The 23,885-nt window shown below is 71.9% G+C and carries 20 protein-coding genes, 1 tRNA gene and 1 pseudogene; 8 read left to right on the top strand and 14 right to left on the bottom strand.

Annotation, left to right across the window (positions count from 1 at the left end):
• Positions 1 to 5: 5 nt before the first annotated feature.
• The 6 genes from ACIQVZ_RS00940 to ACIQVZ_RS00965 all read right to left on the bottom strand — a co-directional run bounded on the left by ACIQVZ_RS00940 (position 6) and on the right by ACIQVZ_RS00965 (position 6,759).
• Entirely contained in the window at positions 6 to 476 is a 471-nt protein-coding gene (locus ACIQVZ_RS00940) for a hypothetical protein (RefSeq protein ID WP_402446037.1), read from the bottom strand.
• A gap of 172 nt (positions 477 to 648) precedes the next feature.
• Positions 649 to 1,527, bottom strand: coding sequence for an amidohydrolase family protein (locus ACIQVZ_RS00945; RefSeq protein ID WP_402446040.1), 879 nt, complete (start codon positions 1,525 to 1,527; stop codon positions 649 to 651).
• The gene (locus ACIQVZ_RS00950) at positions 1,524 to 3,158 is read right to left on the bottom strand and encodes an acyl-CoA dehydrogenase family protein (RefSeq protein ID WP_402446042.1); all 1,635 of its coding nucleotides are present in this window, start codon (positions 3,156 to 3,158) and stop codon (positions 1,524 to 1,526) included. The genes ACIQVZ_RS00945 and ACIQVZ_RS00950 overlap by 4 nt, the downstream gene beginning before the upstream one ends.
• The gene (locus ACIQVZ_RS00955; protein ID WP_402446045.1) at positions 3,142 to 3,933 is read right to left on the bottom strand and encodes a TetR/AcrR family transcriptional regulator; all 792 of its coding nucleotides are present in this window, start codon (positions 3,931 to 3,933) and stop codon (positions 3,142 to 3,144) included. The genes ACIQVZ_RS00950 and ACIQVZ_RS00955 overlap by 17 nt, the downstream gene beginning before the upstream one ends.
• Before the next feature lie 140 nt (positions 3,934 to 4,073).
• The gene (locus tag ACIQVZ_RS00960; protein WP_402446048.1) at positions 4,074 to 5,564 is read right to left on the bottom strand and encodes a S28 family serine protease; all 1,491 of its coding nucleotides are present in this window, start codon (positions 5,562 to 5,564) and stop codon (positions 4,074 to 4,076) included.
• Positions 5,565 to 5,844: 280 nt separating this feature from the next.
• Positions 5,845 to 6,759, bottom strand: a complete 915-nt coding sequence (locus tag ACIQVZ_RS00965) for a serine protease (protein ID WP_402446051.1) — start codon at positions 6,757 to 6,759, stop codon at positions 5,845 to 5,847.
• A gap of 225 nt (positions 6,760 to 6,984) precedes the next feature.
• Here ACIQVZ_RS00965 and ACIQVZ_RS00970 point away from each other — a divergent pair, with 225 nt between their 5' ends.
• Entirely contained in the window at positions 6,985 to 7,860 is an 876-nt protein-coding gene (locus ACIQVZ_RS00970; RefSeq protein ID WP_402446053.1) for a metallophosphoesterase family protein, read from the top strand.
• 54 nt (positions 7,861 to 7,914) lie between these two features.
• Here ACIQVZ_RS00970 and ACIQVZ_RS00975 read toward each other — a convergent pair whose 3' ends face one another.
• The 5 genes and pseudogenes from ACIQVZ_RS00975 to ACIQVZ_RS00995 all read right to left on the bottom strand — a co-directional run bounded on the left by ACIQVZ_RS00975 (position 7,915) and on the right by ACIQVZ_RS00995 (position 14,304).
• Complete coding sequence (locus ACIQVZ_RS00975) at positions 7,915 to 10,488, bottom strand: ATP-dependent Clp protease ATP-binding subunit (protein ID WP_402446383.1); 2,574 nt, start codon at positions 10,486 to 10,488, stop codon at positions 7,915 to 7,917.
• Between the two features lie 89 nt (positions 10,489 to 10,577).
• The gene (locus ACIQVZ_RS00980; protein WP_350878105.1) at positions 10,578 to 11,273 is read right to left on the bottom strand and encodes a VIT family protein; all 696 of its coding nucleotides are present in this window, start codon (positions 11,271 to 11,273) and stop codon (positions 10,578 to 10,580) included.
• Positions 11,274 to 11,440: 167 nt separating this feature from the next.
• The gene (locus ACIQVZ_RS00985; protein ID WP_350878106.1) at positions 11,441 to 11,767 is read right to left on the bottom strand and encodes a putative quinol monooxygenase; all 327 of its coding nucleotides are present in this window, start codon (positions 11,765 to 11,767) and stop codon (positions 11,441 to 11,443) included.
• 440 nt (positions 11,768 to 12,207) lie between these two features.
• Positions 12,208 to 12,486: pseudogene (locus tag ACIQVZ_RS00990) on the bottom strand (transposase family protein); the annotation flags it as partial.
• Positions 12,487 to 12,558: 72 nt separating this feature from the next.
• Positions 12,559 to 14,304 (bottom strand): peroxidase family protein, encoded by a 1,746-nt coding sequence (locus tag ACIQVZ_RS00995; RefSeq protein ID WP_402446058.1) that lies wholly within the window; start codon positions 14,302 to 14,304, stop codon positions 12,559 to 12,561.
• A 279-nt stretch (positions 14,305 to 14,583) separates the two neighbouring features.
• Here ACIQVZ_RS00995 and ACIQVZ_RS01000 point away from each other — a divergent pair, with 279 nt between their 5' ends.
• The 5 genes from ACIQVZ_RS01000 to ACIQVZ_RS01020 all read left to right on the top strand — a co-directional run bounded on the left by ACIQVZ_RS01000 (position 14,584) and on the right by ACIQVZ_RS01020 (position 17,806).
• A complete protein-coding gene (locus ACIQVZ_RS01000; protein ID WP_402446061.1) occupies positions 14,584 to 15,624 on the top strand; it encodes a ferritin-like protein in 1,041 nt (346 codons plus the stop codon).
• A gap of 161 nt (positions 15,625 to 15,785) precedes the next feature.
• A complete protein-coding gene (locus ACIQVZ_RS01005; RefSeq protein ID WP_402446064.1) occupies positions 15,786 to 16,121 on the top strand; it encodes a hypothetical protein in 336 nt (111 codons plus the stop codon).
• Between the two features lie 100 nt (positions 16,122 to 16,221).
• Complete coding sequence (locus ACIQVZ_RS01010) at positions 16,222 to 16,551, top strand: hypothetical protein (RefSeq protein WP_402446067.1); 330 nt, start codon at positions 16,222 to 16,224, stop codon at positions 16,549 to 16,551.
• A complete protein-coding gene (locus ACIQVZ_RS01015; protein ID WP_402446069.1) occupies positions 16,548 to 17,279 on the top strand; it encodes a hypothetical protein in 732 nt (243 codons plus the stop codon). The genes ACIQVZ_RS01010 and ACIQVZ_RS01015 overlap by 4 nt, the downstream gene beginning before the upstream one ends.
• Positions 17,280 to 17,509: 230 nt before the next feature.
• On the top strand, positions 17,510 to 17,806 hold the full coding sequence (locus ACIQVZ_RS01020) for a hypothetical protein (RefSeq protein ID WP_402446071.1): 297 nt from the start codon (positions 17,510 to 17,512) through the stop codon (positions 17,804 to 17,806).
• 825 nt (positions 17,807 to 18,631) lie between these two features.
• Here ACIQVZ_RS01020 and ACIQVZ_RS01025 read toward each other — a convergent pair.
• Positions 18,632 to 18,703 (bottom strand) — tRNA-Val (locus ACIQVZ_RS01025).
• 162 nt (positions 18,704 to 18,865) lie between these two features.
• Between ACIQVZ_RS01025 and ACIQVZ_RS01030 the strand changes: the two genes are divergently transcribed.
• Both ACIQVZ_RS01030 and ACIQVZ_RS01035 read left to right on the top strand, forming a co-directional pair.
• On the top strand, positions 18,866 to 20,233 hold the full coding sequence (locus tag ACIQVZ_RS01030; protein ID WP_402446074.1) for a hypothetical protein: 1,368 nt from the start codon (positions 18,866 to 18,868) through the stop codon (positions 20,231 to 20,233).
• Positions 20,234 to 20,318: 85 nt separating this feature from the next.
• Positions 20,319 to 20,549 (top strand): zinc ribbon domain-containing protein, encoded by a 231-nt coding sequence (locus tag ACIQVZ_RS01035; RefSeq protein ID WP_063347431.1) that lies wholly within the window; start codon positions 20,319 to 20,321, stop codon positions 20,547 to 20,549.
• Positions 20,550 to 20,565: 16 nt separating this feature from the next.
• Here the strand turns inward: ACIQVZ_RS01035 and ACIQVZ_RS01040 are convergent, their stop codons facing one another.
• Positions 20,566 to 21,423 carry an HAD family hydrolase gene (locus ACIQVZ_RS01040; protein WP_402446078.1) on the bottom strand — a complete coding sequence of 286 codons (858 nt, stop codon included), beginning with the start codon at positions 21,421 to 21,423 and terminating at the stop codon, positions 20,566 to 20,568.
• On the bottom strand, positions 21,423 to 23,861 hold the full coding sequence (locus ACIQVZ_RS01045; protein ID WP_402446080.1) for a phosphoribosyltransferase: 2,439 nt from the start codon (positions 23,859 to 23,861) through the stop codon (positions 21,423 to 21,425). Before ACIQVZ_RS01045 ends, ACIQVZ_RS01040 begins: the two co-directional genes overlap by 1 nt.
• Positions 23,862 to 23,885: the final 24 nt, after the last annotated feature.

Genomic DNA, 23,885 nt, shown 5'->3' on the forward strand with positions numbered 1-23,885 from the left:
CCGGTTCAGGTGCGGCGCCCCTCGGTGCCACCACCGACGCCCCCGGCCCGACCGTCGCGGCCGTCACGTCGGCGCAGCGCGGTGAACTGGAGCACGACGAACAGGGCCACCACCACCGCCTGCAACGGGATCCAGACGACGCCGGCCGTGGTCGGCTCCAGCCAGGCCGCCATCGCCACCAGGCTGAGCACCACCCAGACGGCGTTGAGGTCGATCACCGCCCGCACCGCGAGCCGCGGCGGCCGCCGGCGGGCGGCCAGGGCGCCGACCCCGAGGGCGTAGCCGGTGAGGAAGAGCCCGAGGGCCGGCAGCACGCCGCGGCCGACCCCGAGCAGTTCGCCGACCGGGCCGGCGAAGCCCAGGTAGACGAGGCCGTTGCCGCCGGTGACCAGGGCGTCCAGGGCGAGCACGCCGCGCACCGTCCACAGGGGGGAGGCGGGGCCGGGGCGGGCGGGCGTGAGGGCGTTCGCGGACATGGCGGATCAGCCTCCTGACGGGGACGGGGACGGGGCCCGGCGGCGGTGACGCCGGCCGGGCTCCCCACCCTGCCCGCCCGGCCGCCGGGCGTCGATTACCCCGCAGGTAAGGGCCCGCGGCCGAGACCGGTCGCCGGGGTGCTCAGGGCCGCGCCCCCGGCGACCGGCCGACTCAGCCCGGCAGCCCGAAGAGCGCGGCGGCGTTGTCGTGGCAGACGGCCCGCAGCCACTCCTCCCCCAGGCCCACCCCGGCCAGCGCCTCCAGCTGGTGCACGTACCGGTACGGGATGTTGGGGAAGTCGCTGCCGAGCAGGACGCGGTCCCGGAGGGCGCGCAGGCGCGGCAGTTCGGCGCGCGGGAACGGGACGTCGGCCTCGGCGAAGTCCGTGAAGGCGATCGTGGTGTCCAGCCGGACGGCCGGGTGGCGCTCGGCGAGGTCGAGGAAGTCGCGGTACTCGGGCATGCCGAGGTGGGCGACCACCAGGACCAGTCCGGGGTGGCGCTTCAGCACCTCGCCGATCGGGCCGGGGCCGGTGAACTCGCCCGGCACCGGTCCGGACCCGCAGTGGGTGACCACCGGCGTGCCGGTCTCGGCGAGCAGCCCCCACACCTCGTCCAGCTGCCGGTCCGCCGGGTCGTAGCCGCCGACCTGCACGTGCGCCTTGAACACCCGGGCGCCGTCCTCGATCGCGCGGGCCACGTAGCCGGGCGCCTCGGGCTCGGGGAAGAACGTCGCGGTGTGCAGGCACTCCGGGGTGCGGGCGGCGAAGTCGGCCGACCAGGCGTTCAGCCAGCCGGCCATGCCGGGCCTGTGCGGGTAGAGCATCGAGGTGAACGCCCGGACTCCGAAGTCCCGCAGCCGCTGGACGCGCTGCTCCTCGGCCTCGCGGTAGGTGATCGGCCAGGGCCGGTTCACCAGCGGGCCGGCCGCGTCGAAGTACGCCCACACCTTGTCGAGGACGTTCTTCGGCATGAAGTGGGTGTGCACGTCGATGAGGCCCGGCAGGCCCAGGGCCTGCCAGAACGCGCGGACCTCCTGGGATTCGCTCACGCCGGCACCGGGCGGGCCCGGTCGATGATCCCGGCGGTGTCGACGCCGGACGGCAGGGTGCCGAAGGCGGAGCCGCGGTCGCCGGCGAGGCGGGTGGCGCAGAACGCGTCGGCCACCGCCGGGCTGCCGTGGCGGACCAGCTGCGCGCCCTGGAAGGCCAGCGCCATCGACTCGACCAGCCGGCGCGTCCGGTACTCCAGGTCGGCCTGGTCGGTGAGCTGCTTGCGCAGGTCGGCGACGGCCGCGTCCAGCCGGCGGTCCGCCCCGGCGGCGGCGTCGAGCTCGCCGAGGAAGGCCTCGACCGTCTCCGGGCGCTTCGCTATGGCGCGCAGCGCGTCCAGGGCGGCGACGTTGCCGGAGCCCTCCCAGATCGACACCAGCGGCGCCTCCCGGTAGAGCCGGGGCATCCCGGACTCCTCGACGTAGCCGTTGCCGCCCAGGCACTCCAGCGCCTCGGCGGCGTGCGCCGGGCCACGCTTGCAGACCCAGTACTTGGCCACCGCCAGGCCCAACCGCCGTACCAGCGCCTCGGGTTCGTCCCCGGCCAGGGCCAGGTCGGTGCTCCGGGCGAGCCGCATCGCGACGGCGGTGGCCGCCTCGGACTCCACCACCAGGTCGGCGAGCACGTTGCGCATCAGCGGCTGGTCCACCAGCGGCCGGCCGAACGCGCGCCGGTGCAGGGCGTGGTGGACGGCCCGGGTGGCGCCGTAGCGCATGCCGGAGGCGGCGCCGACGGTGCAGTCCAGGCGGGTCATGTTGACCATCTCGATGATGGTCGCCACCCCGCGCCCCTCCTCGCCGACCAGCCAGCCGACCGCGCCGTCGTACTCCAGCTCGGCGGAGGCGTTGGACTTGTTGCCGAGCTTGTCCTTGAGGCGCATCAGCTGGAGGCGGTTGCGGGTGCCGTCCGGGAGGACGCGCGGCAGCATGAAGCAGCTGAGCCCGCCCGGAGCCTGGGCGAGCGTCAGGAACAGGTCGGACATCGGCGCCGAGGTGAACCACTTGTGGCCGGTCAGCCGGTAGGTGCCGTCCGGGTCCGGGGTCGCGCTGGTGGTGTTGGTGCGGACGTCCGAGCCGCCCTGCTTCTCGGTCATCGACATGCCGGCGATCAGCCCGCGCTTGGTGCGCGGCTCGCGCAGCCCGAAGTCGTACGTGGTGGCGGCCAGCAGCGGCTCCAACTCGCCCGCCAGGGAGGGGTTCGCGCGCAGGGCCGGGACGGCGGCGTACGTCATCGAGATCGGGCAGGTGTGGCCGGCCTCGACCTGCCCCCAGACGAAGAACTTGGCGGCCCGGGCGGAGTGGGCGCCGGGCCGCTCGTCCCGCCAGGGCGCGGCGTGCAGGCCGTGCGAGACGGCGGTGCGCATCAGCTCGTGCCAGGCCGGGTGGAACTCGACCTCGTCGACGCGGTGGCCGAAGCGGTCGTGGGTGCGCAGGACGGGCGGGTTCTCGTTGGCCAGCCGGCCCCACTCGGCGGCCTGCTCGGAGCCGGCCAGGCGGCCGAGCTCGTGCAGTTCGGACTCGGCCCAGCCGGCGCCGGCCCGGTGCAGGGCGGCGAGCAGGGTCGGATCGGCGGCGGTGTCGTGTCCGTACGGCAGGGGCACCTGGTTGGTGACCTCATGCGTCGCTGTCATCGCGTCCTCCCAGGGCACGCAGGGTGAAGGAGACCAGGGCGGGGACCACGTCGGTGGTGCCCGCCGACTTCGTGGGCGCGGCCGTCCGTGCGGGCGCGGCCGTTGGCTCAGGCGCGGGCGCGGCCGTCCGTGCGGGCGCGGCCGTTGGCTCAGGCGCGGGCGCGGCCGTCCGTGCGGGCGCGGCCGTTGGCTCAGGCGCGGGCGCGGCCGTCCGTGCGGGCGCGGCCGTTGGCTCAGGCGCGGGCGCGGCCGCGAGCGGGCCGGCCAGCGCCTCGCCGACCGCACCGACCAGCGCGGCGGCGGTCAGCACCGGGTCCTGCTCGGGGAGTTCGCCGCTCGCCACGGCGGCGGCGATCTCGGTGGCGATCACGTCCCGGAACGCCCGGCGGAACACCAGGCGCTCGCTGTCCACGACCGCGTCGGCCGGCTCGACCAGCAGCGCGTACGCCAGCCGGGGCGCGCGCAGGGCGCGGGCGGCGAAGGTCTCGACGACCGCGGCGACCCGCTGCCGCGGGCCCTCCCGGAGGGCGACGGCGGCGTTGACGGCCGCCATCTCGCGGGTGACCACCCGGCGGAACAGCTGCACGGACAACTCGGCCTTGTTGGCGAAGTGCTGGTAGAGGCTTCCGGTGGCGATCCCGGCGCGGTCCGCCACGGCGGCCATCGTGCAGCCGCCGTAGCCGCGTTCGGCGAGCAGCAGGGCGGCCGCCTGCAGCACGGCCTCGCGCTGGGTGTCCAGCCGGGCTTGGACGGCGGGCGTGCGTCGGTAGGCCATAAAAGTATTGAAGCACTGATTCAGTGCTTCAGACAGGGGTCGGCCCCGCCGTATGCGCGAGGAGGCCGCCCCCGGCTGGGGACGGCCTCCTCCAAGGCGTCACACGGTGTCACGGCCCGCCGGTCACAGCGGGTGGCGCTCTACAGCGGGTGGCGCTGCGACTCCAGCTTCAGGCCCTCCTCGTCGAGCGGGCCGAACGGCGGGATCTGCTGCTTCTTGCCGAGCGAGCGGGCGGCGTCCTGGTCGCCCAGGCCGGCCCACTCCAGCACCTTGGCGGTCGCCTCCGCCGACTGCGCGGCCGGCAGCTGGCCGATGTTGGAGCCGTGGTTGCCGCCCGGCACGGTGTACACGTAGCTGTCGTCACTGCCCCGGCCGAGCTTGAACGGCTTGGCGCCCCACGGGTCGTTGCCGCCGTAGACGTACATGATCCGCTCGGCGTCGTGCTTCACCCAGCGGTCGATGTCCCGCATCGTGTTCGGGTTGAAGGAGATCGGGATGTCCTTCGGCACGTACGACCGGGCCGAGTACAGCTCCTTGTAGTCGTAGTGCAGCACGCCCTTGAGGTGCGAGACGTCGAAGAACGGCGCGCCCAGCTCGGTCGCGGCCTGGTAGTAGTACGCGGTGTACTTCGCCAGCGACTGGTCGCTGTTGCCGGTGATGCCGGACTGCGAGTCGAACCACGCGTACAGCGCGTCGTCGGTCGCGGTGGCCGCGGCCGGGACCTTGGCGCAGTCCGCCTCGGTGCTGTACTGCCAGAACGCCCAGACCACGTCGAGCACGCCCGCCTCGTACGCCCGGTCCGGCGTGCCGAGGGTGTTGAAGGTCGAGCCGGCGGCCTTGTTGTCGGCCACGTAGCGGGTCTCCAGGCGGTCGCGGCGCACCAGCAGCTCGCGCTGGGCGGCGTTCAGCGCGGCCCGGCACTCGGGGGTGCCGACGGTGCGGAAGAAGTTGGTGTAGGCCGCGTAGTCGTTGACGTCGGTGTTGTTCGGCGCCACGTACGCGATCGTGCCCGCGACGTCGTCCGGGTAGAAGCGGCGGAAGTAGGTGGAGGACATGCCGCCCTTGCTGGCGCCGGTGGAGAGCCACTCCTGCTGGTAGATCCGCTTGAGCGCGGTCACCAGCCGGTGCGAGTCGGCGGCCTGCTGGCGGATGCCGGCCTTGGACCAGTCCGCCGGCTCGGGGCGCGACGGGGTGAAGTACCGGTACTCGATGGACACCTGGTTGCCGTCCACCAGCCGGGTCGGCTCGGTGCGGGACGGGTTGGTGCCCAGCGTGTAGCCGTTGGTGTAGAAGACGGTCGGGCGGTCGTAGCCCCGGTGCAGCACGCTGAAGCGCTGCTGGAAGGTGCCCAGCCAGGGGCGGAAGTGGTCGATCGGCTGGGTGTAGGTGAGCAGGAAGTAGCGGTGGCCGGTGGTGGTCGGCTTCTCCTCGGTGATCTTCACCCCGGGGATCGCCGCCAGCCGGTCCTTGATGTCGGCATTCGGGTCGTCGGCGGGGCTCCGGCCGTGGGCGGCCCCGGCGGCGTCGGCGCCCTGGGCACCGGCGGCCAGCGCCGGGGTCGCCAGGCCGCCGAGCGCGAGCAGCGGTATCAGCAGGACGGAAACCAGCAGCCTTCGCAGCGTGGTGGTCATCAACTCTCCATTGGTCACACGGATATGACTGCCGCCCTGTCGGGACCGACAGTGCGGCGCGGGTGGTGCGGCGGCCGTCCGGTGGACGGCCGAATGGGCCACCCGCCGTTCATGGGTGGCCCATCGGGGATCGGTGCTGGTCAGCGGGGTCGCCCCCGTTCCGTCACGTCGTGACGGCCGGGCGCGGGGTGGCGGTCAGCTCAGGTCGGCTCAGGCCAGCTCAGGCCAGCTCAGGCCAGGGCCGTCGCGGCGATCGGGTCAGGCCGTCGCGACGGTCGGGTCAGGGCCGGACCAGGGTGCAGCCGGGCAGGGTGAGGTCGAAGCGGTTGCCGGCGGCGAAGCAGGCCGGGATGCCGTAGGTCTCCTGGGCGTAGCCGATGCCCTGGTGCACCGTCACCGAGCCGTTCTCGTCGACCTCACACGGGTTGTCGAGGGTGCAGGACTCGCCGTTCTCGTTGATCGTGTTGTTGACCGCGACCACCTGCCCGGTGTTCGCGTCCACCACCGGCGAGCCGGAGGTACCACCGATCACGTTGCAGCCGGAGGTGTAGCGGACCGAGTCCTTGAAGGTCCAGTCGGCCTCGTTCAGCTGGTAGGCGAAACCGTCGATCGAGCAGGAGTAGATCTTCTTCCAGTAGCCCGAGACGACCTTGATCGAGGTGCCCTGCGTGGGGTGGGCCGCGGAGATGGTCAGCGGGGCGATCCCGTACCGGGACTGGATCGAGGCGTAGCTGGTGTTCAGCTGGTAGATCGACACGTCGGTGTCGGTCATGGCGCCGTAGACCACCTTGGTCGCGCGCAGGGTACCGAGCCCGCTGCCGCTGGAGCTGAGCAGGGTGAAGGTCCGGCTGGAGGGCTGGTTGAGGATCACCTCGCCGGGGCCGGGCATCCCGGACTCCAGGCAGTGGCCGTTGGACAGGACGAGGGCCGGGTCGCTCGCGGCCGAGCCTGGCATCCGGACCAGCGAACCGGAACAGTTGTTGAGGGCCACCGTCCCGGCGAAGTTGACGGCGCGGGGGGCCGCCTTGGTGTCGGTGACCTGGGCCTGGGCGCTCAGGGACTGGCCGTCCTGGGCCGCGGCGGACACGGCGGCGGGGGCCTCCGCGGTGGCGGCCTGGGCCGGGAGGGCGCCGGCGAGGGCGGTTGCTCCGGCGACCAGGACGGTGGCGAGCATGCCTATGAGCGGCTTCTTCATGAGAGACCTCTCGGTGTGGGGGTGCACCAAAGCTGTCGCGGACATGACTCACTGTCAAGAGTCAAGACGACACCAAGAAAGCACTTCGGCCGCAATGGCTCGTTCGCGCGGTGGCGGCGGTGCGCCGGCCCCTCCCTTCGCACCGCCGATCGCGTCAACCCGCCCCACGGCCCCCGTCCGCCACGTACTGTGGCGACATCGGACGGGTGACCACAGGGGGCAGGAGTGACTACCGAGTACCGCAGCGACGCGCCGTCGGAGCCCACGGGGGCGGGTGGGCGGTTGCTCGCCGTGAGCGACCTGCACATCTCCTACCAGGAGAACCGCGACCTGGTGGAGAAGCTCCGGCCCACCAGCCCCGACGACTGGCTGCTCGTCGCCGGAGACGTCGCCGAACTCACCACCAGCATCGAGTGGGCGCTCGGACTGCTCGCCGAACGCTTCGCCCGCGTGGTGTGGGCCCCCGGCAACCACGAGCTGTGGACCCACCCCGAGGACCCGGTGCAGCTGCGCGGCGTGGCCCGCTACGACCACCTGGTCGACCTCTGCCGGAGCCTCGGCGTGCTGACCCCCGAGGACCCGTACCCGCTCTGGCAGGGCGCCGGCGGACCGGTCCGCATCGCCCCGCTCTTCCTCCTGTACGACTACTCCTTCCGCGCGCCGGGCACGACCACCAAGGAGGAGTCCCTGGCGGCCGCCTACGAGAGCGGCATCGTCTGCGCGGACGAGCGGATGCTCCACCCGGACCCGTTCCCGGACCGCGACTCCTGGTGCCGCGAGCGCGTCCGGCTGACCGAGCGGCGGCTGGCGGCCTGCGACCCGGACGTACCGCTCGTCCTCGTCAACCACTACCCGCTGGTCCGCCACCCCACCGAGATCCTCTGGTACCCCGAGTTCGCCCAGTGGTGCGGCACCGAACTGACCGCGGACTGGCACCGCCGCTTCAACACCGCGGCGATGATCTACGGCCATCTGCACATCCCCCGCAAGACCAGCTACGACGGCGTCCCGTTCGAGGAGGTCTCGCTCGGCTACCCGCGCGAGTGGCGCAAGCGCGGGCTGCCGGAGCCGCTGCTGCGCGAGGTCTTCCCGCAGGCGTAGGTACGCGCTGCCCCGCCGCCCGAGCGTCCGGCGGCGGGGCGGATCTCCGACGGATCAGGCCCCCCGCGCCTGCTCCCCCGCCTCGTCCCCTACCTTCTCCCCTGCCTTCTCCTGCGCCTTCTCCTGCGCCTCCTCGAAGGTCGCCGACGCCTCCGGCCGGGCGAGCGTGACCACCAGGTCGCCGTCGCTCACCTCCGCGATCAGCGTGTCGCCCTCCCGCACCGTGCCGTCCAGCAGCAGGTTGGACACCCGGTTGTCCAACTCCGACTGGATCGTCCGGCGCAGCGGCCGGGCCCCGAACTCCGGCTGGTACCCGCGGTTGACCAGCCACTCCTTGGCCGCCTCGGTGACCTCCAACCGCACGTCCTGCGCCTTGAGCCGCCGCCGGCTGCGCTCCAGCAGCAGGCCGACCACCGACAGCAGGTCCTTCCGGGTGAGCGCGTGGAAGACGATCACCTCGTCGATCCGGTTCAGGAACTCCGGCCGGAACTGCTGGTGCAGGTCGCGCATCAGGTCGCCGCGGATCTCGTCCACGTTCCCGGCGTGGTCGAGGATGCGCTGCGAGCCGATGTTGCTGGTCATGATCACCACGGTGTTGCGGAAGTCGACCGTACGCCCCTGGGCGTCGGTCAGCCGCCCGTCGTCCAGCACCTGGAGCAGCAGGTTGAAGACGTCCGGGTGCGCCTTCTCCACCTCGTCGAAGAGCAGCACGCTGTACGGCTTGCGGCGGACGGCCTCGGTCAGCTGCCCGGCCTCGTCGTAGCCGACGTACCCGGGCGGGGAGCCGACCAGCCGGGAGACGGTGTGCTTCTCCTGGAACTCGCTCATGTCGAAGCGGATCATCCGGTCCGGGTCGCCGAACAGCAGCGCCGCCAGCGCCTTCGCCAGCTCGGTCTTGCCCACGCCGGTCGGCCCGAGGAAGAGGAAGGAGCCGGTCGGCCGGTCCGGGTCGCCCATCCCGGCCCGGCCGCGGCGCACCGCCTGGGCGACCGCGGTGACCGCCTCGTCCTGGCCGATCACCTTCTCGTGCAGGTGCTGCTCCAGCTTGAGCAGCCGCTCCCGCTCGGTCGCGTTCAACTCCGCGACCGGGATGCCGGTCCGGGACGACAGCACCTGCGCGATGTCGTCGGCGGTCACGTCGACGACCTCCTCCCGGGACTCCGCGACGGCCGCCAGCTCGTCCTCGGTCTGCCGCAGCTCGGCCTTCAGGTTGGCCGCCCGCACGAACTCCTCGTCCGAGACGGCCTCGTCCAACTCCCGCTTCAGCTTGGTGATCCGGTCCTGCACCCCGGTCGCCTCGGTCGAGCCGCTCAGGCTGCGCAGCCGCACCCGGGCACCGGCCTGGTCCAGCAGGTCGATCGCCTTGTCCGGCAGGAAGCGGTCACTGACGTACCGGTCGGACAGCGTCGCCGCCGCGTCCAGCGCCTCGTCGGTGAACCGCACCTGGTGGTGCGCCTCGTACGCGTCCCGCAGCCCCCGCAGGATCTCGACCGTCTCCTCGACGCTCGGCTCGGGCACCAGCACCGGCTGGAAGCGGCGCTCCAGCGCGGCGTCCTTCTCCACGTGCTTGCGGTACTCGTCCAGCGTCGTCGCACCGACCACGCTCAGTTCGCCGCGTGCCAGCGCCGGCTTGAGGATGTTGCCAGCGTCCATCGAACCCTCGCCGCCCGAACCCGCGCCGACCACGGTGTGCAGCTCGTCCAGGAACAGGATCACGCTCTTCTCGGCCGCCGTGACCTCGTCGATCACCTTCTTCAGCCGCTCCTCGAACTCGCCCCGGTACTTGGAACCGGCCACCAGGGCCGTCAGGTCCAGGGTGACGACCCGCTTGTCCCGCAGGCTCTGCGGCACGTCCCCGGAGACGATCCGCTGCGCCAGCCCCTCCACGATCGCGGTCTTGCCGACGCCCGGCTCGCCGATCAGCACCGGGTTGTTCTTGGTCCGGCGGGAGAGGATCTCGACGGTCTGCTCGATCTCCTCGGCCCGCCCGACCACCGGGTCCAGCCGTCCCGAGCGCGCCGCCTCGGTGAGGTCCAGCCCGTACTCGTCCAGCGTCGGCGTCTCGCTCGGGTGCGCGCCCGTACTGCTGCGCTCCCCGCCGACGCCGCGCCCCTCCAGCACCGTCTTCAGCGCCTCCTGCGAGGGCGCCGCGTTGCGCAGCGCCGTCCCCGCCCCGGATCGCTCCTGGTCCAGCAGCGCGCCGAGGATGTGCTCCGGCCCGATGTACGAGGCCCCGGCCGCCTGCGAGCGGGCGTGCGCCGCCAGCAGCGCGCGCTTGGCCGACGGCGTCAGCGCGGGCTGCCCGTCGTCCACCGCCGCCGGGTCCCCGGACGGCAGCGACCGCTCCAGGTCACCGGCCAGCTGGTCCGGGTCGATCCCCGCCCGCTCCAGCATCCGTCGCGACGGCTCCACCCGGGTGGCCGCCCAGGCCAGGTGCCCGGTGTCGAGGTCGCTGGTCCCGTCCTCGCCGGCCCGGTGCGCGGCCAGCCCCAGCAGCTCCTGCGAGGACTCGCTCAGCAACCGCCCGATCGGCACCCGCTGCACGGCGGGCGGAGAGGCCATCGGGCTCATCCCGAAGAAGCGGCTGAGCAGATCGGAGAACGGATCGCTCGATCCGAACGGGGGCATGGTCACGGAGGATCACCTCTCCCAAGCAGTGTGCAGCCACCCAAACACAGCCCGCCCCACCCCGCCTCCCGAGCCGGCCCAGGCCCACCTCACCCCGTGAACCGCTCCAGCAGCACGCCCCCGCTGTACGTCACCGCCATCGCCGCCAGCCCGCCCGCGACATTGCGCAGCACCGCCCGGCCCGGTCCGGCCCCGCCCAGCCGGGCACTGACCCACCCCGACAGCGTCAACGCCGCCACCACCGCCGCCACCGTGGCCGCCACCCGCCACGACTCCGGCGGCAGCAGCACCGCCAGCAGCGGCACCAGCGCGCCCAGCGTGAACGCGGTCGCGCTGGCCAGCGCCGCCTGCCACGGGTTCGTCAGCACCTGGGGATCGATGCCGAGTTCGCTCTGCGCGTGCGCCGCCAGCGCGTCCCGCGCGGTGAACGCCACCGCCACCTCCCGGGCCAGGCCGTCCGTCAGCCCGCTGTCCCGGTAGTAGTCGGTCAGCTCGTCGAGCTCCCCCTCCGGGTCCTCCGCCAGCTCCCGGCGTTCCTTCGCCAACGCGGCGCGCTCGGTGTCCCGTTGGGTGCTGACCGACACGTACTCGCCCGCCGCCATCGACATCGCCCCCGCCAGCAGCCCGGCCACCCCCGCCGCCAGCAGCACCGCCCGCGACTCGGCCGCCCCCGCCACCCCGGTCACGATCCCGGCCGTCGACACCACCCCGTCGTTCGCCCCCAGCACCGCCGCCCGCAGCCAGTTCAACCGCGCCGACAACTCCGCCCGAGCCTGCCCGCTCACCGCACACCACCCCTCGGGGCCCACCGTCTCCCCCGATCCTCACCCACCCCCACCACCCCTGCCACCCGCGACCGCCCGACGCCGGGCCGGAGCCTTCCCGGGCCCCCGGACGGAGTACGGCCGGCCGATCTGCGGGGATCGGCCGGCCGTTGCACAGGAAGCGAAGGTCACCGAGGGGTGATCTCGCCCATCTCCCCCCAGCCGTCCATGCCGGGGATCTCGGTCGAGACGATCTGCGGCTTGGCGGCCACCGCGTACGACATGTCCTCCATCGCCTTCACGAAGTGCGCGGACTCCACGTGCGCCTTGCCCGCGTCACCGTCGCGGAACGCCTCGACCAGGACGAACTCGTTGGGGTCGTCGACGCTGCGGGACCACTCGAAGAAGATGTTGCCGGGCTCGTCGCGGGTGGCCCGGGTGAAGCCGTCGACGAGGCTGAGCCATCCGTCGGCACGCTCGGGGCGGACCGGGAACTTGACGGTGATGAAGATCATGGGACTTCCTTTCGTTCCACGTGCGCACGTGGCCATGCGGGCAGCGGCGGCCGTTCAACGAGCACAAGTGGCCATTGTCCCAGGTCAGACGAGGGGTCAGAGCTCGCTCTTGTGATCGGCGGTTCGCGGAGTCCACCGGGACGCGGGGAGGTACCCGCGGTCCACCTCCTCCCCGGTGGCGGACCTGCGCATGGCCGGTGCCGTCTGTGCGGGTGAGCGCGGCGGGCTCCTCCCGCAGCTCCAGCGCGGCCAGGCGCCTCTCGACACGCTCGGCGAACGAGTGCGGGTGGTACGAGCCCGTTCTCGATGCGGCCGATCGTGGTGAGACCGTCCGCGCGTGTACCGAAACTGCGAGCACGACCGCGGCCCAGGTCGGGATCATGATCCTGACCTGGGCCGCGGTGGACGTTTCAGCTGTTCACGGGGTGGGCGCGGACGGCTTCGAGGGCCAGGAGCGGGCCGCGGCGCTGGACGGTGCGGCACACCGTCGCCGAGGAGATCCCGAACAGCGGCGCCAACTGTTGCACGGTCAGATTGGTGTGGCAGTAGACGGCGACCGGCAGGATCCGGTCCGGCAGCGGCAGGCGCCACGGCCAGCCGCCGCCCGGACCGTTGCCGCCCCGCTCACGCACCACGCGCACCAGACTCTCGAACTGCCGCAACCACAGCCCCGTGAACGTCTCCACCCACACCTGCTCAGCCCGAAGCACCCCACCCATACCGGAGGAATGCCCCGCACCAGACCTTCTGGAACGAGCTTCAGCGCCGCCCGCCGGACCGCCGGCCCGTGGTCACACGAGTCCAGCGATGCGCACGAGGTCCGACATGTAGAAGGTGCCGGGAGTCTCGCCGAAGGTCGGCGTCCACTTCTTCGTCGGGTTCTTACCGTTGTAGGTGAGGTACGAGTCCGGGTCGGTCTTGACCAGTGCGGCGATCACCTCGCCGACGATGGCGCTGCCAACGGTGCCGAGCTTGAGGCTGCCGACTTTCGAGTTCTCTTCGAGCGCGCCTTCGCCCAGGATGTAGTACCAGGGCGGTACGTGGTCGAAGTCCTTCAACTCGAAGTCTGCCGGCTTGTAAGGGTCGTGGCCCGAGGGGTACTTCACGTACACCTCCTTGGCGATGTCCTCTCCGGAGGGCATCCCCTTGCTGCCGTCCTTGCGGACAAAGGTGTTCGCACGGAGCAGGTTCCGGATGGCGATGGAGAGCAGCGGCGAGTAGAGCTGGTCCGCGTACGGGTTCCCCTCCGGAAGCTTCTCCTTCTTCGTGGAGTCCTCCAGCCAGGTCAGGGGGCTGTCGATGGGCGGCGGCATCTGGAGGAAGGCGTGGATGATCTTCCGGTCGAACCTCCTCGCGTACTGGGGCTGCTGGGCTCCCGGAATCACGAAGAACTGCCGCCAGTCGATGATCTGGTCGGTGCGCAGTGGAGCGAACGGTTTGCGGAAGTGGAAGAGGTGGCCGGCCGTGTGCTCGTTGAGGCGGTACTCCTCGACCGGCAGCGAGTGCAGCCGGTAGGCGGCGGTGGTGAACTCCAGCGGCAGGGTGACCGGCTTGCCCTGCGGGGGATTGAAGAGCAGGAAAGGCGTGCTCGGGTTCTCGGCCGCTGCCTTGACCTTCGCGTACACCGTGTCCTTCACGATCCTCGGGAGCCAGTCGTTGAGGATCATCCACTGGTAGTGCCAGACGACCTGTCGCTTCGCGGTGTCGAAGAGCATGACGTCCGGGACGGACCCCTTCAGCATGTCGACCACGGCGTTGTGGAACAGCATGAAGGCGTGGTGGATCTGGATCGAGATGATGGTGTTGTCGTTGCGCGGGTCCGCGATGACCGGGACACCCTGAGGGTTACGGGGAACGTCGTAGTCGTGGTACGGGTCGATCCAGAACTTGCCGACGTCGAGGTTGTCGTAGAACGCGAACGACTGGGTCTTGGGACCGAGTCCGTAGACGTGCGAGAGGTCGACCCTGGCTCCGCGGAAGTTCGTCGTGTCCCTGATGGTGTTGCTGTCGAAGGTCACGTCGGCCTGGAACGTGATGTTGTGGTCGAGGAACTGGCCGAGATAGGTGTAGCCCGCCGGGATGCCGGAGTCGGCGGGCGCCTTCGGCTCCTTCACCGTCGGCTTCGCCAGGTATTTGTCGTCGATCTTCTCGCCGAGCTCGGCGCACTTCTTGGGCGGGGTGGGGGGATTGAGGTCCAGCGGACCGCCGGGGGCCCCGAGCTTCTTGATCAGCTCGTCTTTGGGTGCGTACGCCTTCAGGTCGGGAAGCAGCCACATGTAGGTGCCGGTCTCCACCACCGCGTCCGTGAACGCGATCGTGGTGTTCGGCGCCGGGGGGCCGGCGCCGTTGGCCAGGTCCAGGCGCAGCGGGCAGCCATGGCCGGTGAAGGTCGGGTCGGCGACCCGGAGGCCGTCCGGATTCAGGGCGGACTGCCCGTCGTGGCCCAGGAGTTGGTCGAGGAGCCGGGTGCGGGCCTCCTCCCGGAGGGTGGCGACGTCGGCGGCGGGCGGGCCGGCGGTCGTGGTGTCCGTGGTCATCGGTGGGGTATTCCTTCCGTCTTCCGGGTGACGGCGCGGCGCCGGGGGCGCCCGCACACGGGGCTTCACGGCCGACTCGCTCCCGGCCGCCCCGTACGCATGCCCGCGGTCCGCCGTACGGGTAACCCCGGCCGCCGAACAGCACCGCAACGGCCCGGTCCTTTGACCCGGGCAGCCCGCCTGGGCTGGTGGACGGCCGCTGGTCGGCACACGATCGAACGAACACCCGGGCGGGCCGAGAGCGCTTTGCCGGGGCAGCCGACCACGCAGGAGGACCGGATGACCACCACCATCGTCGGGACGTCGTTCACGGAACGGATCGCCGACTTCGTCCTGTTCGATGTCCCCGGGAAACCGGTGGACGTGATCAAGAAGCAGCTCCAGTTGGCGATCGAAGTGGAGTTCGCCACCATCCCGGCGTACCTCTGCGGCCTGTGGTCCATCAAGGACAGCGGCAAGGACTCCAAGGCGTACAAGCTGATCAGGAGCGTCGTCGTGGAGGAGATGCTTCACATGGGGCTGGCCTGCAACATGCTCACCGCCGTCGGCGGCACACCCGTCATCAAGCCCCCGGTGTACCCCACGGTCCTCCCGGGCGGGGTGGAAGCGGGCCTGACTGTCAGGCTCCGAGGGCTGACCAAGGAGTACGTCGAGAAGACCTACATGGTCATCGAATCCCCGGAAGTCCCGTCCCTGCCGCCGCTCGTGACCGGGCCCCCGGTCACCATCGGCGCCTTCTACGACGAGCTGCTGCAGAAGCTGAGGCGCTACTGCCCGTTGCTGACGACGCAGAACCAGTTGGAGGACGAGGGGCTCGGGCTCTACAAGATCCAGGGCTTCGCCGACATCGAACGCGCGATCACCGAGATCAAGGCGCAGGGCGAGGGCACGGCCAGCCTCCCGGGCATCTCCGACGAACCGGACGAACTGGCCCACTACTACAAGTTCGCCCAGGTCGTGGCGGGCGGAGAGCTCATCAAGAAGGGGACGGGGCGCTGGGAGTACAGCAAGGAGCTGCCGGTTCCCTTCCCCGAGGCCTGGCCGATGGCCGTGGTCCCCAAGGGCGGCTACGCGAAGGACAAGGCGGCGTACGACGTGACCCCCGAAACCCAGGCGAAGCTGACGGCATTCAACACCGCGTACATGGAGACCGTCCGGCTTCTCCAGGCCGCATGGACGCCGGGCCAGGGCGGGCAGGCGAAGCTGACGGAGGCGGAGAATGCCATGTTCGGCCTGAAGAAGCTGGCCGCCCCGCTCTACGCGACGGTGAACCCGAAGGACAAGGCGCAGAGCTTCGGCCCGGAGTTCCTCGGCACGTGAGCCCGCGGGCGCCCGGTCACTCCGGGTGTCCACCCTGCCCCGGTTTGCGATCGCGAACGTGGCGATGTGCACTGGAAGTACGCGAACCATCAGCCGGCCGAACTTCCCGGCGGTGCAGCATTCCCCCTGAAGAATTAGGCGTCTTTCTGGAGGACAGGCCCATGGGAATAGAATTCACGGTCATCGAGGCGGTCCCGTACGAGCACGGGCGCAGCACGGAGCCGCTGACATGGCATGGCACCGCCACCTTCAGTCACCCCGTCAAGAATGCCGAAGCCGCGATCCAGGCCTTCTCCCTCGAATTCCTCAGAGGCCCCTACAATCCCGGCGAGGCCCCCTACGGCAAGGAGCACGTCGAGTGCTCCGTGGGGAAGCTGACCGGTAATACTGCAGCGGTCCAGGTGACGTTCCTGCTGCGTCCGCGGGACGCCGGGCCCGACTACAATTTCCAGGCATCGGCGCGGATCATGGTCATCGCCGAAACGGGCGGGATGTAGGCGAATCGGGGCGGATGCCCGCCGCAGCCGGCGGGCATCCGTTTCCGGCAGACCCTTTGGGCGGCAGCCCCGCAGAGGGCGGGACGAGGAAGGAAAAGTCATGACCGGAGTGAGTACGGCGCCAAGCATCCAGGTCGAGCAGCTCTATTTCGAATTCCCGAGCTCCGGCGACGGGACCATCAGGTACCTGACGAAACCGTTCTCATTCGAGCAGTGCGTCAACAGGGCGGTCGCCGTCGTGTCCGGTTATTCCGGGCACTACACCGACAGCCAGTACCTGAAGATCGGAAGGATCCACGTGAAGGCGGATGCCAGCATCGAGGACGCCCAGAAGGGCCAGGTACTGGTGACGTGTGAATGGGCATTCGACCCTCAGGTCAACAACTACCCGTCGGCCGGGCAGGTCTGGGTGACCGTGCTGGGCTGGTGAGCGGCGTGGAGGCCGGAGGCGGCGGGGGCCGGCTGGATGTGACGGCCGAGGATGTCCAGGCCGACCCCGGCTCCGTGGTCACCGCCGCGTTCCGGGCGGTCGACCGGCGGGAGGAGGGGGTCGCGAGCGCGGACCTCGTCCTCACCGCCGATCCGGGGCTGACGTTCGAGGAGGACGGGGTGGGCTTCAGCCGGAACGGAGGCCGGCCGGGGAGCTTTCCCGGCGAGCGGTCGTCGGGAAACTCCGTCCTGACGTGTGCGAACGCCCGCCTCGACGTCTACGACAGCGGGGACCGGATCGAGCTTGACGTCACCGTCCGCGTCGGAAGCGCACCCTCCTCCGGGGACCCCAAGGTGCGGCTCGCCATCGAGAGCCCGCCGAACTGCCGTCCGGAGACCTACGGGGCCGCAAGCGTGACCATTCACGTCAAGCACCTCATTCCCCATATCGACAGGATCGACCCCCAGGACGTGCAGGAAGGGGGCCCGGTCACTTTCGAGGGCAAGAATCTCGGCCTGGTGCGCTGGGCGATATTCGCGGACGAAAACGGCAGGACGGTCATCACGACCGCCGAAGGCAACAATGTCGGCTACCTGGCGAAGTCGAAGCGCCCTCCGGGGCTCGCCAAGGGGCACGGAACCGTCTGGCTCTCCACCGCCGATACACAGAGCGAGATCGGGACGGGCAACACGAGTAACGGTGTCGGCATCGTATTCGAGGACCCGTAACGGCATCGCCGAGTGCGGCATCCGCATTCCGCCCAGGAGGACATTCTACCAATGGTTCTCAACCGAAGCATCTTGGAGGTGGAATTATTGATGCATTTGCATGGAACCGGGATTCCCGGTCGAATGGGGTTGCCCGGCCGTCGGCGAGCTTCTAGTTTGGATTCAGGCCTTACTCCATTGGGGCTGATTCCGACCGACGGCACACATGAGAAAAGAGGAGGAGATTCGGGATGACGATGCACATTGACGCTGCTTACCCCGACCAGGTCGAGGCGGGCGGACCGGTTCACCTGGAGGGCAGCGGCCTCGGCCTGGCCCGATGGGCGGTGTTCACGGACGAGGACAGCAAGCACAGCCTGACCGTGGCCGCGACCGGGCAGGACGTCGGCAGGGCGGCCGACTCGGTGCGTCCCGATGGCCTCGACATCGGACACGGGACGGTCGTCCTCTCGGACGCCAAGACGAAGGAGCAGATCAGCCGGTCGAACACCAGCAACGCGATGCCCATCGACTTCGTCGGTCAGTGACATCGCGCCCCGCGTACGAAAAGCGCAGGGTGATGCCCGTCCGCCCGCCATCCCGAGATGGCGGGCGGACGAGTCAGTGCGCGACGAAGTCCAGGGGAAGGGGCCGCTCGTGCCGGCCGGTGCGATGCCGGACTTCTCCTTCGCGTTCGAGAGGCGGACCGTCCCGCGCCCGATGGCCAGACCGGTGGGACGGACGGATTCGGCCGTCAGGCCGAGGTCCTAACCCGGGCCGGATGTCGGCGATGCAGGCGCCGAGGGGTTGCACGGTCTCGGCCGCGAACTCCACCCTCGTCCGCGCACCAGACTTCTGAGCCCGTGACACACCGTCGAGGCTTCGCGACAACCGGCACGACCCGAAGTTCAGAACGGCGCTCACCAACCTCCCCGCGCCGGTCAGGGGGCTCGGGCACCCCCGAGAGCCGCCCGATCCGAGTGGCCGTCTCCCGCCCCCACCGGTGCTGGCCCGCGAAGTAGCCGCCGATCCGCCCCTCCACGAAGCCGGTCCTGCGGTCGGCCGGTTTCGGGTGTCGCACCCACTCTGACCTGCGACTTCACATTGGTCCACATGGGTGAGCCTCACCCAACGGAGGCAGAGATCACCCAACGCAGTCGACCGGTCAGAGAACCCACTCCGACCTGCGGTTTCTTCAATGAGAGTCACGAGGGGGACGCGAGTGCCGCCTCCGCGAAGCAGATGTCACCAAGAGTGCAAAACGCCTCTGACCTGCGGCGATACCGGAGAGCTGCCAGGGAAGCCGAAAGTGAGGATGCGCAGGATAAGCGCCCAACTTGTCCGCTTCGACCTGAAATTATGTCCGTTATGGGTGGGCGCGGACGGTTTCGAACCGCCGACATCTGCTTTGTAAGAGCAGCGCTCTACCACTGAGCTACGCGCCCCCTGTCGTGGCCCGGTGGGGGCGCGACGACTGCCTAGGGTACCTGGTCCCGGGGGGTGCTGTGGTGCGGGTGGTCGGGGAGTGGGACGGGTGGGGGTGCCGGTGGGGTGGGGTGATCGGGAAGAATGGGGGTGGATCAGCGGGTCGGAGCAGGGAGCGCGCAGTGACGGTGGCCGGCGGGAGCGGGCGGGGGTGGCGTCGGGCGGGGAGTGCGCTGGCCGACGCACTGGTGGCGCCGGTGGTGCTGGCGGGTGCGCTGGGTGCGCTGGGGCTGGCCTCGGCCGGGACGGGCGGCTGGTGGGGCCGGCGCGGCGGGGAGGGCGGGCGGGCGGACGCCAAGGCGGCCCGGGACGCCGCGCAGGAGGCCTTCTACGAGCTGGACTCGACGCAGCGCGAGGTGCAGTTGGCGGTGGAGACCGTCCGGGCGGCCGAGGACGAGGCGACGGCCCGCCGGGCGCTGGCGGACCTGGCGGGGATCACCGGCCGGGTGGACCAGGTCACCGTGAACTACCTGGCCGCGCTGGACGCGTACAACCTGGACGACGAGGCGCTGGACGCCGGCACCGCGGCGCGGGCCCGGCGTCAGCTGGAGGACGTGAAGGGGCAGCTCGGCTCGGCCCGGACGGAGCTGAACGACTTCCTCCAGCGGCTGCAGCCGATCCTCCAGCGCGCCGAGCAGCAGCTGATGCGGGTCACCCCGGCGGTGGAGCAGGCGAAGCGCGCGCTGCTCCAGGCGAGCAACGCGCTGGACGCGGTGCGCGGTGCCGGGCTGCGGGCGGACGACCTGGCGGCCCGGCTGGCCGAACTGGCGCCGGAGCTCGGGCTGCTGAACGAGGGGCCGGCCCGGCACGGGGTGGCGCCGACGCTGCGGCGCGCGGACGACGTGCGGCAGCGCGCCGAGGCGATCGCGGCCGACGCCGGGCAACTGCCGGAGCGGGCACGGGAGATCGACCGGCGGGTGGCGAGCCTGCGGACCCGGATCCAGGCGCTGGAGACCAAGGCGGAGACGGTCGAGCCGGCGCTGAGCGAACTGCGCCGCCGGTTCAGCGCGGCCTGCTGGCAGGACCTCCAGCGGGTGTCGGAGCAGGTCGCGGAGACCGGGCGGGCGGCGGAGCGCAAGCTCGCCGAGGCCGCCCGGGCCCGGGACGAGCAGCGCTGGGCGGACGCGACGGGCGCGATCGGTACGGTGCGCGCGCTGCTGGACACCGCGGACGGGTCGGTGGTCGCGGTGAACGAGCGGCTGCGGCAGCTGAACGAGGTGCAGCACGACCCGCACCGGGAGGTGGAGCGGGCCCGCTTCGCCCTGCGCGACGCGCAGCGGCTGGCGATGACGGGCCGCAGCGCGCCGGACCCGCGGCACGCCGCCCCGCTGGACGAGGCGGTGGCGCGGCTGGACCGGGCCGTGGCCACCCTGGAGGCGGCCGGCCGGCACCCCGACTACTGGCACTTCCTGACCGAGCTGGCGGGCGTGCGGGAGACGGCGGCGCAGGTGATCGGGCTGATCCGCGGCGATCTGGGCGGGCACCGGTAGCACCGGCCGGGCAGGACACCGGCAGCACCCACCAGCAGAACACCGGTAGGGCGCAGGCGGGGCACCGCGTGGGTACCCTGCCGGTATGCCACGCTACGACTTCCGCTGCCGCTCCTGCGGCGCCACCTTCGAACTCCGCCGCCCGATGGCGCAGGCCGGCGCCCCCGCCGTCTGCCCGCAGGGCCACGAGGACACCGTGAAGCTGCTGTCCGCCGTCGCCGTCACCGGCTCCGCTTCGGGCGGCGCCCCGCGCCAGGCCCCCTCCGGCAACGGTGGTGGCGGAGGAGGCTGTTGCGGCGGCGGCTGCTGCGGCTGACCGCCCCCGCTTCCGCTCAGGAAGCGACGGGCGCGGTGGGCGCGGTGGGCGCGGCGGCCACCCGGGCGAGGAAGCGTCGGACGATCTCCTCCCCCGCCGCCACCCCCACCTCGTCGAGGGCGGTGACGCCGGGGGCGGTCCAGCCGCCGTCGGCGAGTTCGCCGTGCCCGGGCCGCCAGGCGGCGTCGGCGGCGAGCAGCAGGTCGGCGTCGAGCAGCGAGTCACCGGCCGCGAGCACGGTGCTCGCGCCGGTGCGCCGGACGGCTTCGGCGAGGGCGGCGCTCTTGCTGAGCGGCCCGGGGACGGCGTAGACCTTGCGGCCCTGGAGCGAGACCGCCCAGCCGCGTTCGGCGCACCAGCCGGTCAGCTCGTCGAGCCAGCCGGCGGGCAGCGCGGCGCGCTCGACGACGAGGTAGGCGAACAGCCCGTCGGCGACGCGGCGCTTGTGCGTCCACTCCGGGTCGGCGCTCAGGGCGAGCTGCCGGACGACCTCCTCCAGCGGGGCCGCGCCGGAGGCGAGCCGCGCGGTGATCTCGGTGCGCCAGTCCTGGTCGGGCACGCCGTCGACGAGCAGGTGCCCGCCGTTGCCGCAGATCGCGTACGCGGGGACCCAACCGGGCGTCGGGCCGGGCAGGTTGATCCGCTCGTACTGGGCGAGGGTGCGGGTGGTGGCGGGGACGAACCAGGCCTGCCGGACGAGTTCGACGAGCAGCGCGGCGGCCTGTTCGGTCATGAACGAGAGCGCCTTGCCGTCGTGCACCTCGACGGAGAGCAGCCGGGGCGCGAGCCGGTCGGGGACGTCCAGGGCGAGGGCCCGGTTGGAGTAGACGAGCGTCCGGTCGAGGTCGCTGGCGACGAGAACATCGGCGTTCATCAGGACTCCTTCACCACAACGGTCCTACCGGAGGCCCCGGTCGCTCCTCGACTGTAGCGGGGGTGGATGAGGCCGACGCACGAGTACGGCAGGCCGTCCACCTCCTCGACCTCGACGCCGCGCTGGGCGGCGAGCAGCCGGACGTGGTCGAGGTCGGCGCCGGCGCCGCGCCGGGCGAGGACCCGCCAGGGGACGCGGCGCAGCAGCACCCGGGTGGTCTCGCCGACACCGGGCTTGACCAGGTTGACGCTGTCGATGCCGTACTCGGTGCTGATCCGTTCGACGGCGGCCCAGCCGGCCCAGTCGGGCGTGCGATCGGGGGCGGTGGACAGCCGGTCGGCGGCGGCGACGGCCTCCGGGCGGACGGCGTCGAAGTGGTCGGCGACGGTGTCGAGGAAGGCGGCGGAGACGTCCGCGCCGGCCAGTTCGGCGTAGTGCTTGGCGCCGTGGAAGTCGTCCGGGCCGATCAGGCCGGGCCGCAGCACGGTGCGCGAGACCAGGCCGGAGACGGTGGAGTTGAGGCAGGCGGAGGGGATCAGGAAGTCGTCCCGGGTGCCGTAGGTGCGCGCGCAGCGGCCGGGGTCGGCGAGGACGGCGAGGTCCGGGTCGAAGCCGGTGCCGGCCAGGGCCTCGGCGAGTTCGCGGGTGATCGCGCCCTTGCCGGTCCAGCCGTCGACGAACACCACGTCGCCGGCGCGGTGGTGGGCGGCCAGGTAGCGCAGCGCGACCTGGTCGATGCCGCGGCCGCGGACGATGGAGACGGCGTAGTGCGGGGTGTCGAGTCCGTGGGCGTGGGCGAGCCAGCGGCGGATCAGGATGCCGACGGGCGTGCCGGCCCGGGCCAGCGAGGCGAGCACCAGGCCGGGGCCGCGCTCGCGCAGCAGGGTCTCGGCGACGGTGCCGGCGGCGAGCGCGATGCGGCGGGCGGAGGCGCGCAGCGCCTGGTGGAACAGCTCCTGGTACTCGGGGCTGGGCTGGTACTCGACCGGCAGCGACTCGGCGTAGTGCGCGCCGCCGTTCTGGACGGCCTCCTCGCGCTCCTCGGTGGGGGCTTCGAGCGGGACGCCGGAGAGGTCCTTGAGCAGCCAGGCCACCTCGTCGGGGCGGTAGGAGGAGAACGCCGGGCCGTACAACGGGGACGGCAGCTGGGGCGACTGGAGCGAAGGCCGGTGGGAGGGCAGCACCGCGAGCACCACCTGGTCGGTGACCTGCCGCAGCTGGCCGAGCAGGGCGCGCTCGCCCTCGCGCAGGGCGGGGGTGTCGGCGACGTCGTCGACCACCAGCACGACCGCGTCGAAGCGGCGGGCCGGGTCGCTGCCGGGGGCGACGTTGTAGGCGTAGCGCTCGCGCGAAGCGTCGTCCTGCGGGTCGTCGTGGGCGGGGAAGGCGAGGCGGGTGCGGATGGCGTAGCCGGGGTCGTCCACGGCGAGGACGGGCGAGCGGGTGGTGGTGGAGTAGCGGACGCGGTCACCGCCCAGCCGGTCGGCGAGTGCGCCGGCCAGCCGCAGCGGGGCGTACATCAGCTCCTCGAAGCCGAGGACCAGCACGCGCCGCGCCGTGGCGGGCAGCGCGTCGGCCAGTTGTCCGGCCAGGCGGGGCAGGGCGGCGTCCAGTCGGGCGCGGTCGTGGGCGGTGAACCCGTGCCGGCCGCCGTCGGGGAGCCCGGCGGGCCAGTCCAGGTCGACCCGGGCGAGCGGTGCGGGCGTTCCGGGGGGCGCGGCGGGGGCGGGGGCGGCCTCGGCTATCAGCCGCTCGGCGCGGTCCTGGACGTCGGCGGGCAGCTGGACGGCGCCGCTGGCGGTGGCCACCAGGTCGAGCCGGACGCCGAGTTCGGCGGCGGTGTCGGCGAGCCGGCGGCGGTCGGCGGCGGAGCGCAGGTCGACCAGGGCGACGACGACGTAGTGGTCGCGGGGGTGGCGGGCGTGCAGGTCACGGATGGTGTTGAGGACCGTGCGGCCGGTCGAGAACTCGTCGTCGACCAGCACCAACGGGCCTTCACCGGTGAGGAGTTCGGGATCGGCGGGGAGCAGTAGGTGCGAGGTGGCGTGCGAGTGCTCCTCCTCGAAGCCGCCGAGCGGGGGCACACCGGCCACCGGGCGGCGGGTGGAGTGCAGGTACGGGGCGTCGAGGCCGTCGGCGACGCTGTGGCCGAGGCCGGTGGCCGTCTCCGCGTAGCCGAGGACGACGGCCCGCGCGGCGGCCTCGCCGCCAAGCAACTCGCGTACCTGCCGGCCGAGTTCGAGTCCGGCACCGTGGACGACGGCAGGCCGCTGCGGGACGTGCTTGCCGAGCACGGTGGAGACCAGCAGGTGGGCGCGCTTCGGGTTCTGGGAACGCAGGGCCAGGCCCACGAGTTCGGGGAGGCGGTCCGATCCGGTCAGGGCGATGCCGGCCCGGTCGGCGACCCAACGGCCGGTCCACGTCTGCTGTGCTGTCACTGCTGGTCCTGCCTTCGCATGGTG

This window comes from Kitasatospora sp. NPDC098663, assembly GCF_044760075.1.
GTDB lineage: Bacteria > Actinomycetota > Actinomycetes > Streptomycetales > Streptomycetaceae > Kitasatospora.

Excerpts from the sequence above, each read along its gene's own strand:
- ACIQVZ_RS00950 (WP_402446042.1), bottom strand. The coding sequence starts at position 3,158 with ATGACAGCGACGCATGAGGTCACCAACCAGGTGCCCCTGCCGTACGGA.
- ACIQVZ_RS00940 (WP_402446037.1), bottom strand. The coding sequence starts at position 476 with ATGTCCGCGAACGCCCTCACGCCCGCCCGCCCCGGCCCCGCCTCCCCC.
- ACIQVZ_RS01005 (WP_402446064.1), top strand. The coding sequence starts at position 15,786 with ATGGGAATAGAATTCACGGTCATCGAGGCGGTCCCGTACGAGCACGGG.
- ACIQVZ_RS00985 (WP_350878106.1), bottom strand. The coding sequence starts at position 11,767 with ATGATCTTCATCACCGTCAAGTTCCCGGTCCGCCCCGAGCGTGCCGAC.
- ACIQVZ_RS00955 (WP_402446045.1), bottom strand. The coding sequence starts at position 3,933 with ATGGCCTACCGACGCACGCCCGCCGTCCAAGCCCGGCTGGACACCCAG.
- ACIQVZ_RS01010 (WP_402446067.1), top strand. The coding sequence starts at position 16,222 with ATGACCGGAGTGAGTACGGCGCCAAGCATCCAGGTCGAGCAGCTCTAT.
- ACIQVZ_RS00975 (WP_402446383.1), bottom strand. The coding sequence starts at position 10,488 with ATGCCCCCGTTCGGATCGAGCGATCCGTTCTCCGATCTGCTCAGCCGC.
- ACIQVZ_RS01000 (WP_402446061.1), top strand. The coding sequence starts at position 14,584 with ATGACCACCACCATCGTCGGGACGTCGTTCACGGAACGGATCGCCGAC.
- ACIQVZ_RS01020 (WP_402446071.1), top strand. The coding sequence starts at position 17,510 with ATGACGATGCACATTGACGCTGCTTACCCCGACCAGGTCGAGGCGGGC.
- ACIQVZ_RS00995 (WP_402446058.1), bottom strand. The coding sequence starts at position 14,304 with ATGACCACGGACACCACGACCGCCGGCCCGCCCGCCGCCGACGTCGCC.
- ACIQVZ_RS00965 (WP_402446051.1), bottom strand. The coding sequence starts at position 6,759 with ATGAAGAAGCCGCTCATAGGCATGCTCGCCACCGTCCTGGTCGCCGGA.
- ACIQVZ_RS01035 (WP_063347431.1), top strand. The coding sequence starts at position 20,319 with ATGCCACGCTACGACTTCCGCTGCCGCTCCTGCGGCGCCACCTTCGAA.
- ACIQVZ_RS01040 (WP_402446078.1), bottom strand. The coding sequence starts at position 21,423 with ATGAACGCCGATGTTCTCGTCGCCAGCGACCTCGACCGGACGCTCGTC.
- ACIQVZ_RS00960 (WP_402446048.1), bottom strand. The coding sequence starts at position 5,564 with ATGACCACCACGCTGCGAAGGCTGCTGGTTTCCGTCCTGCTGATACCG.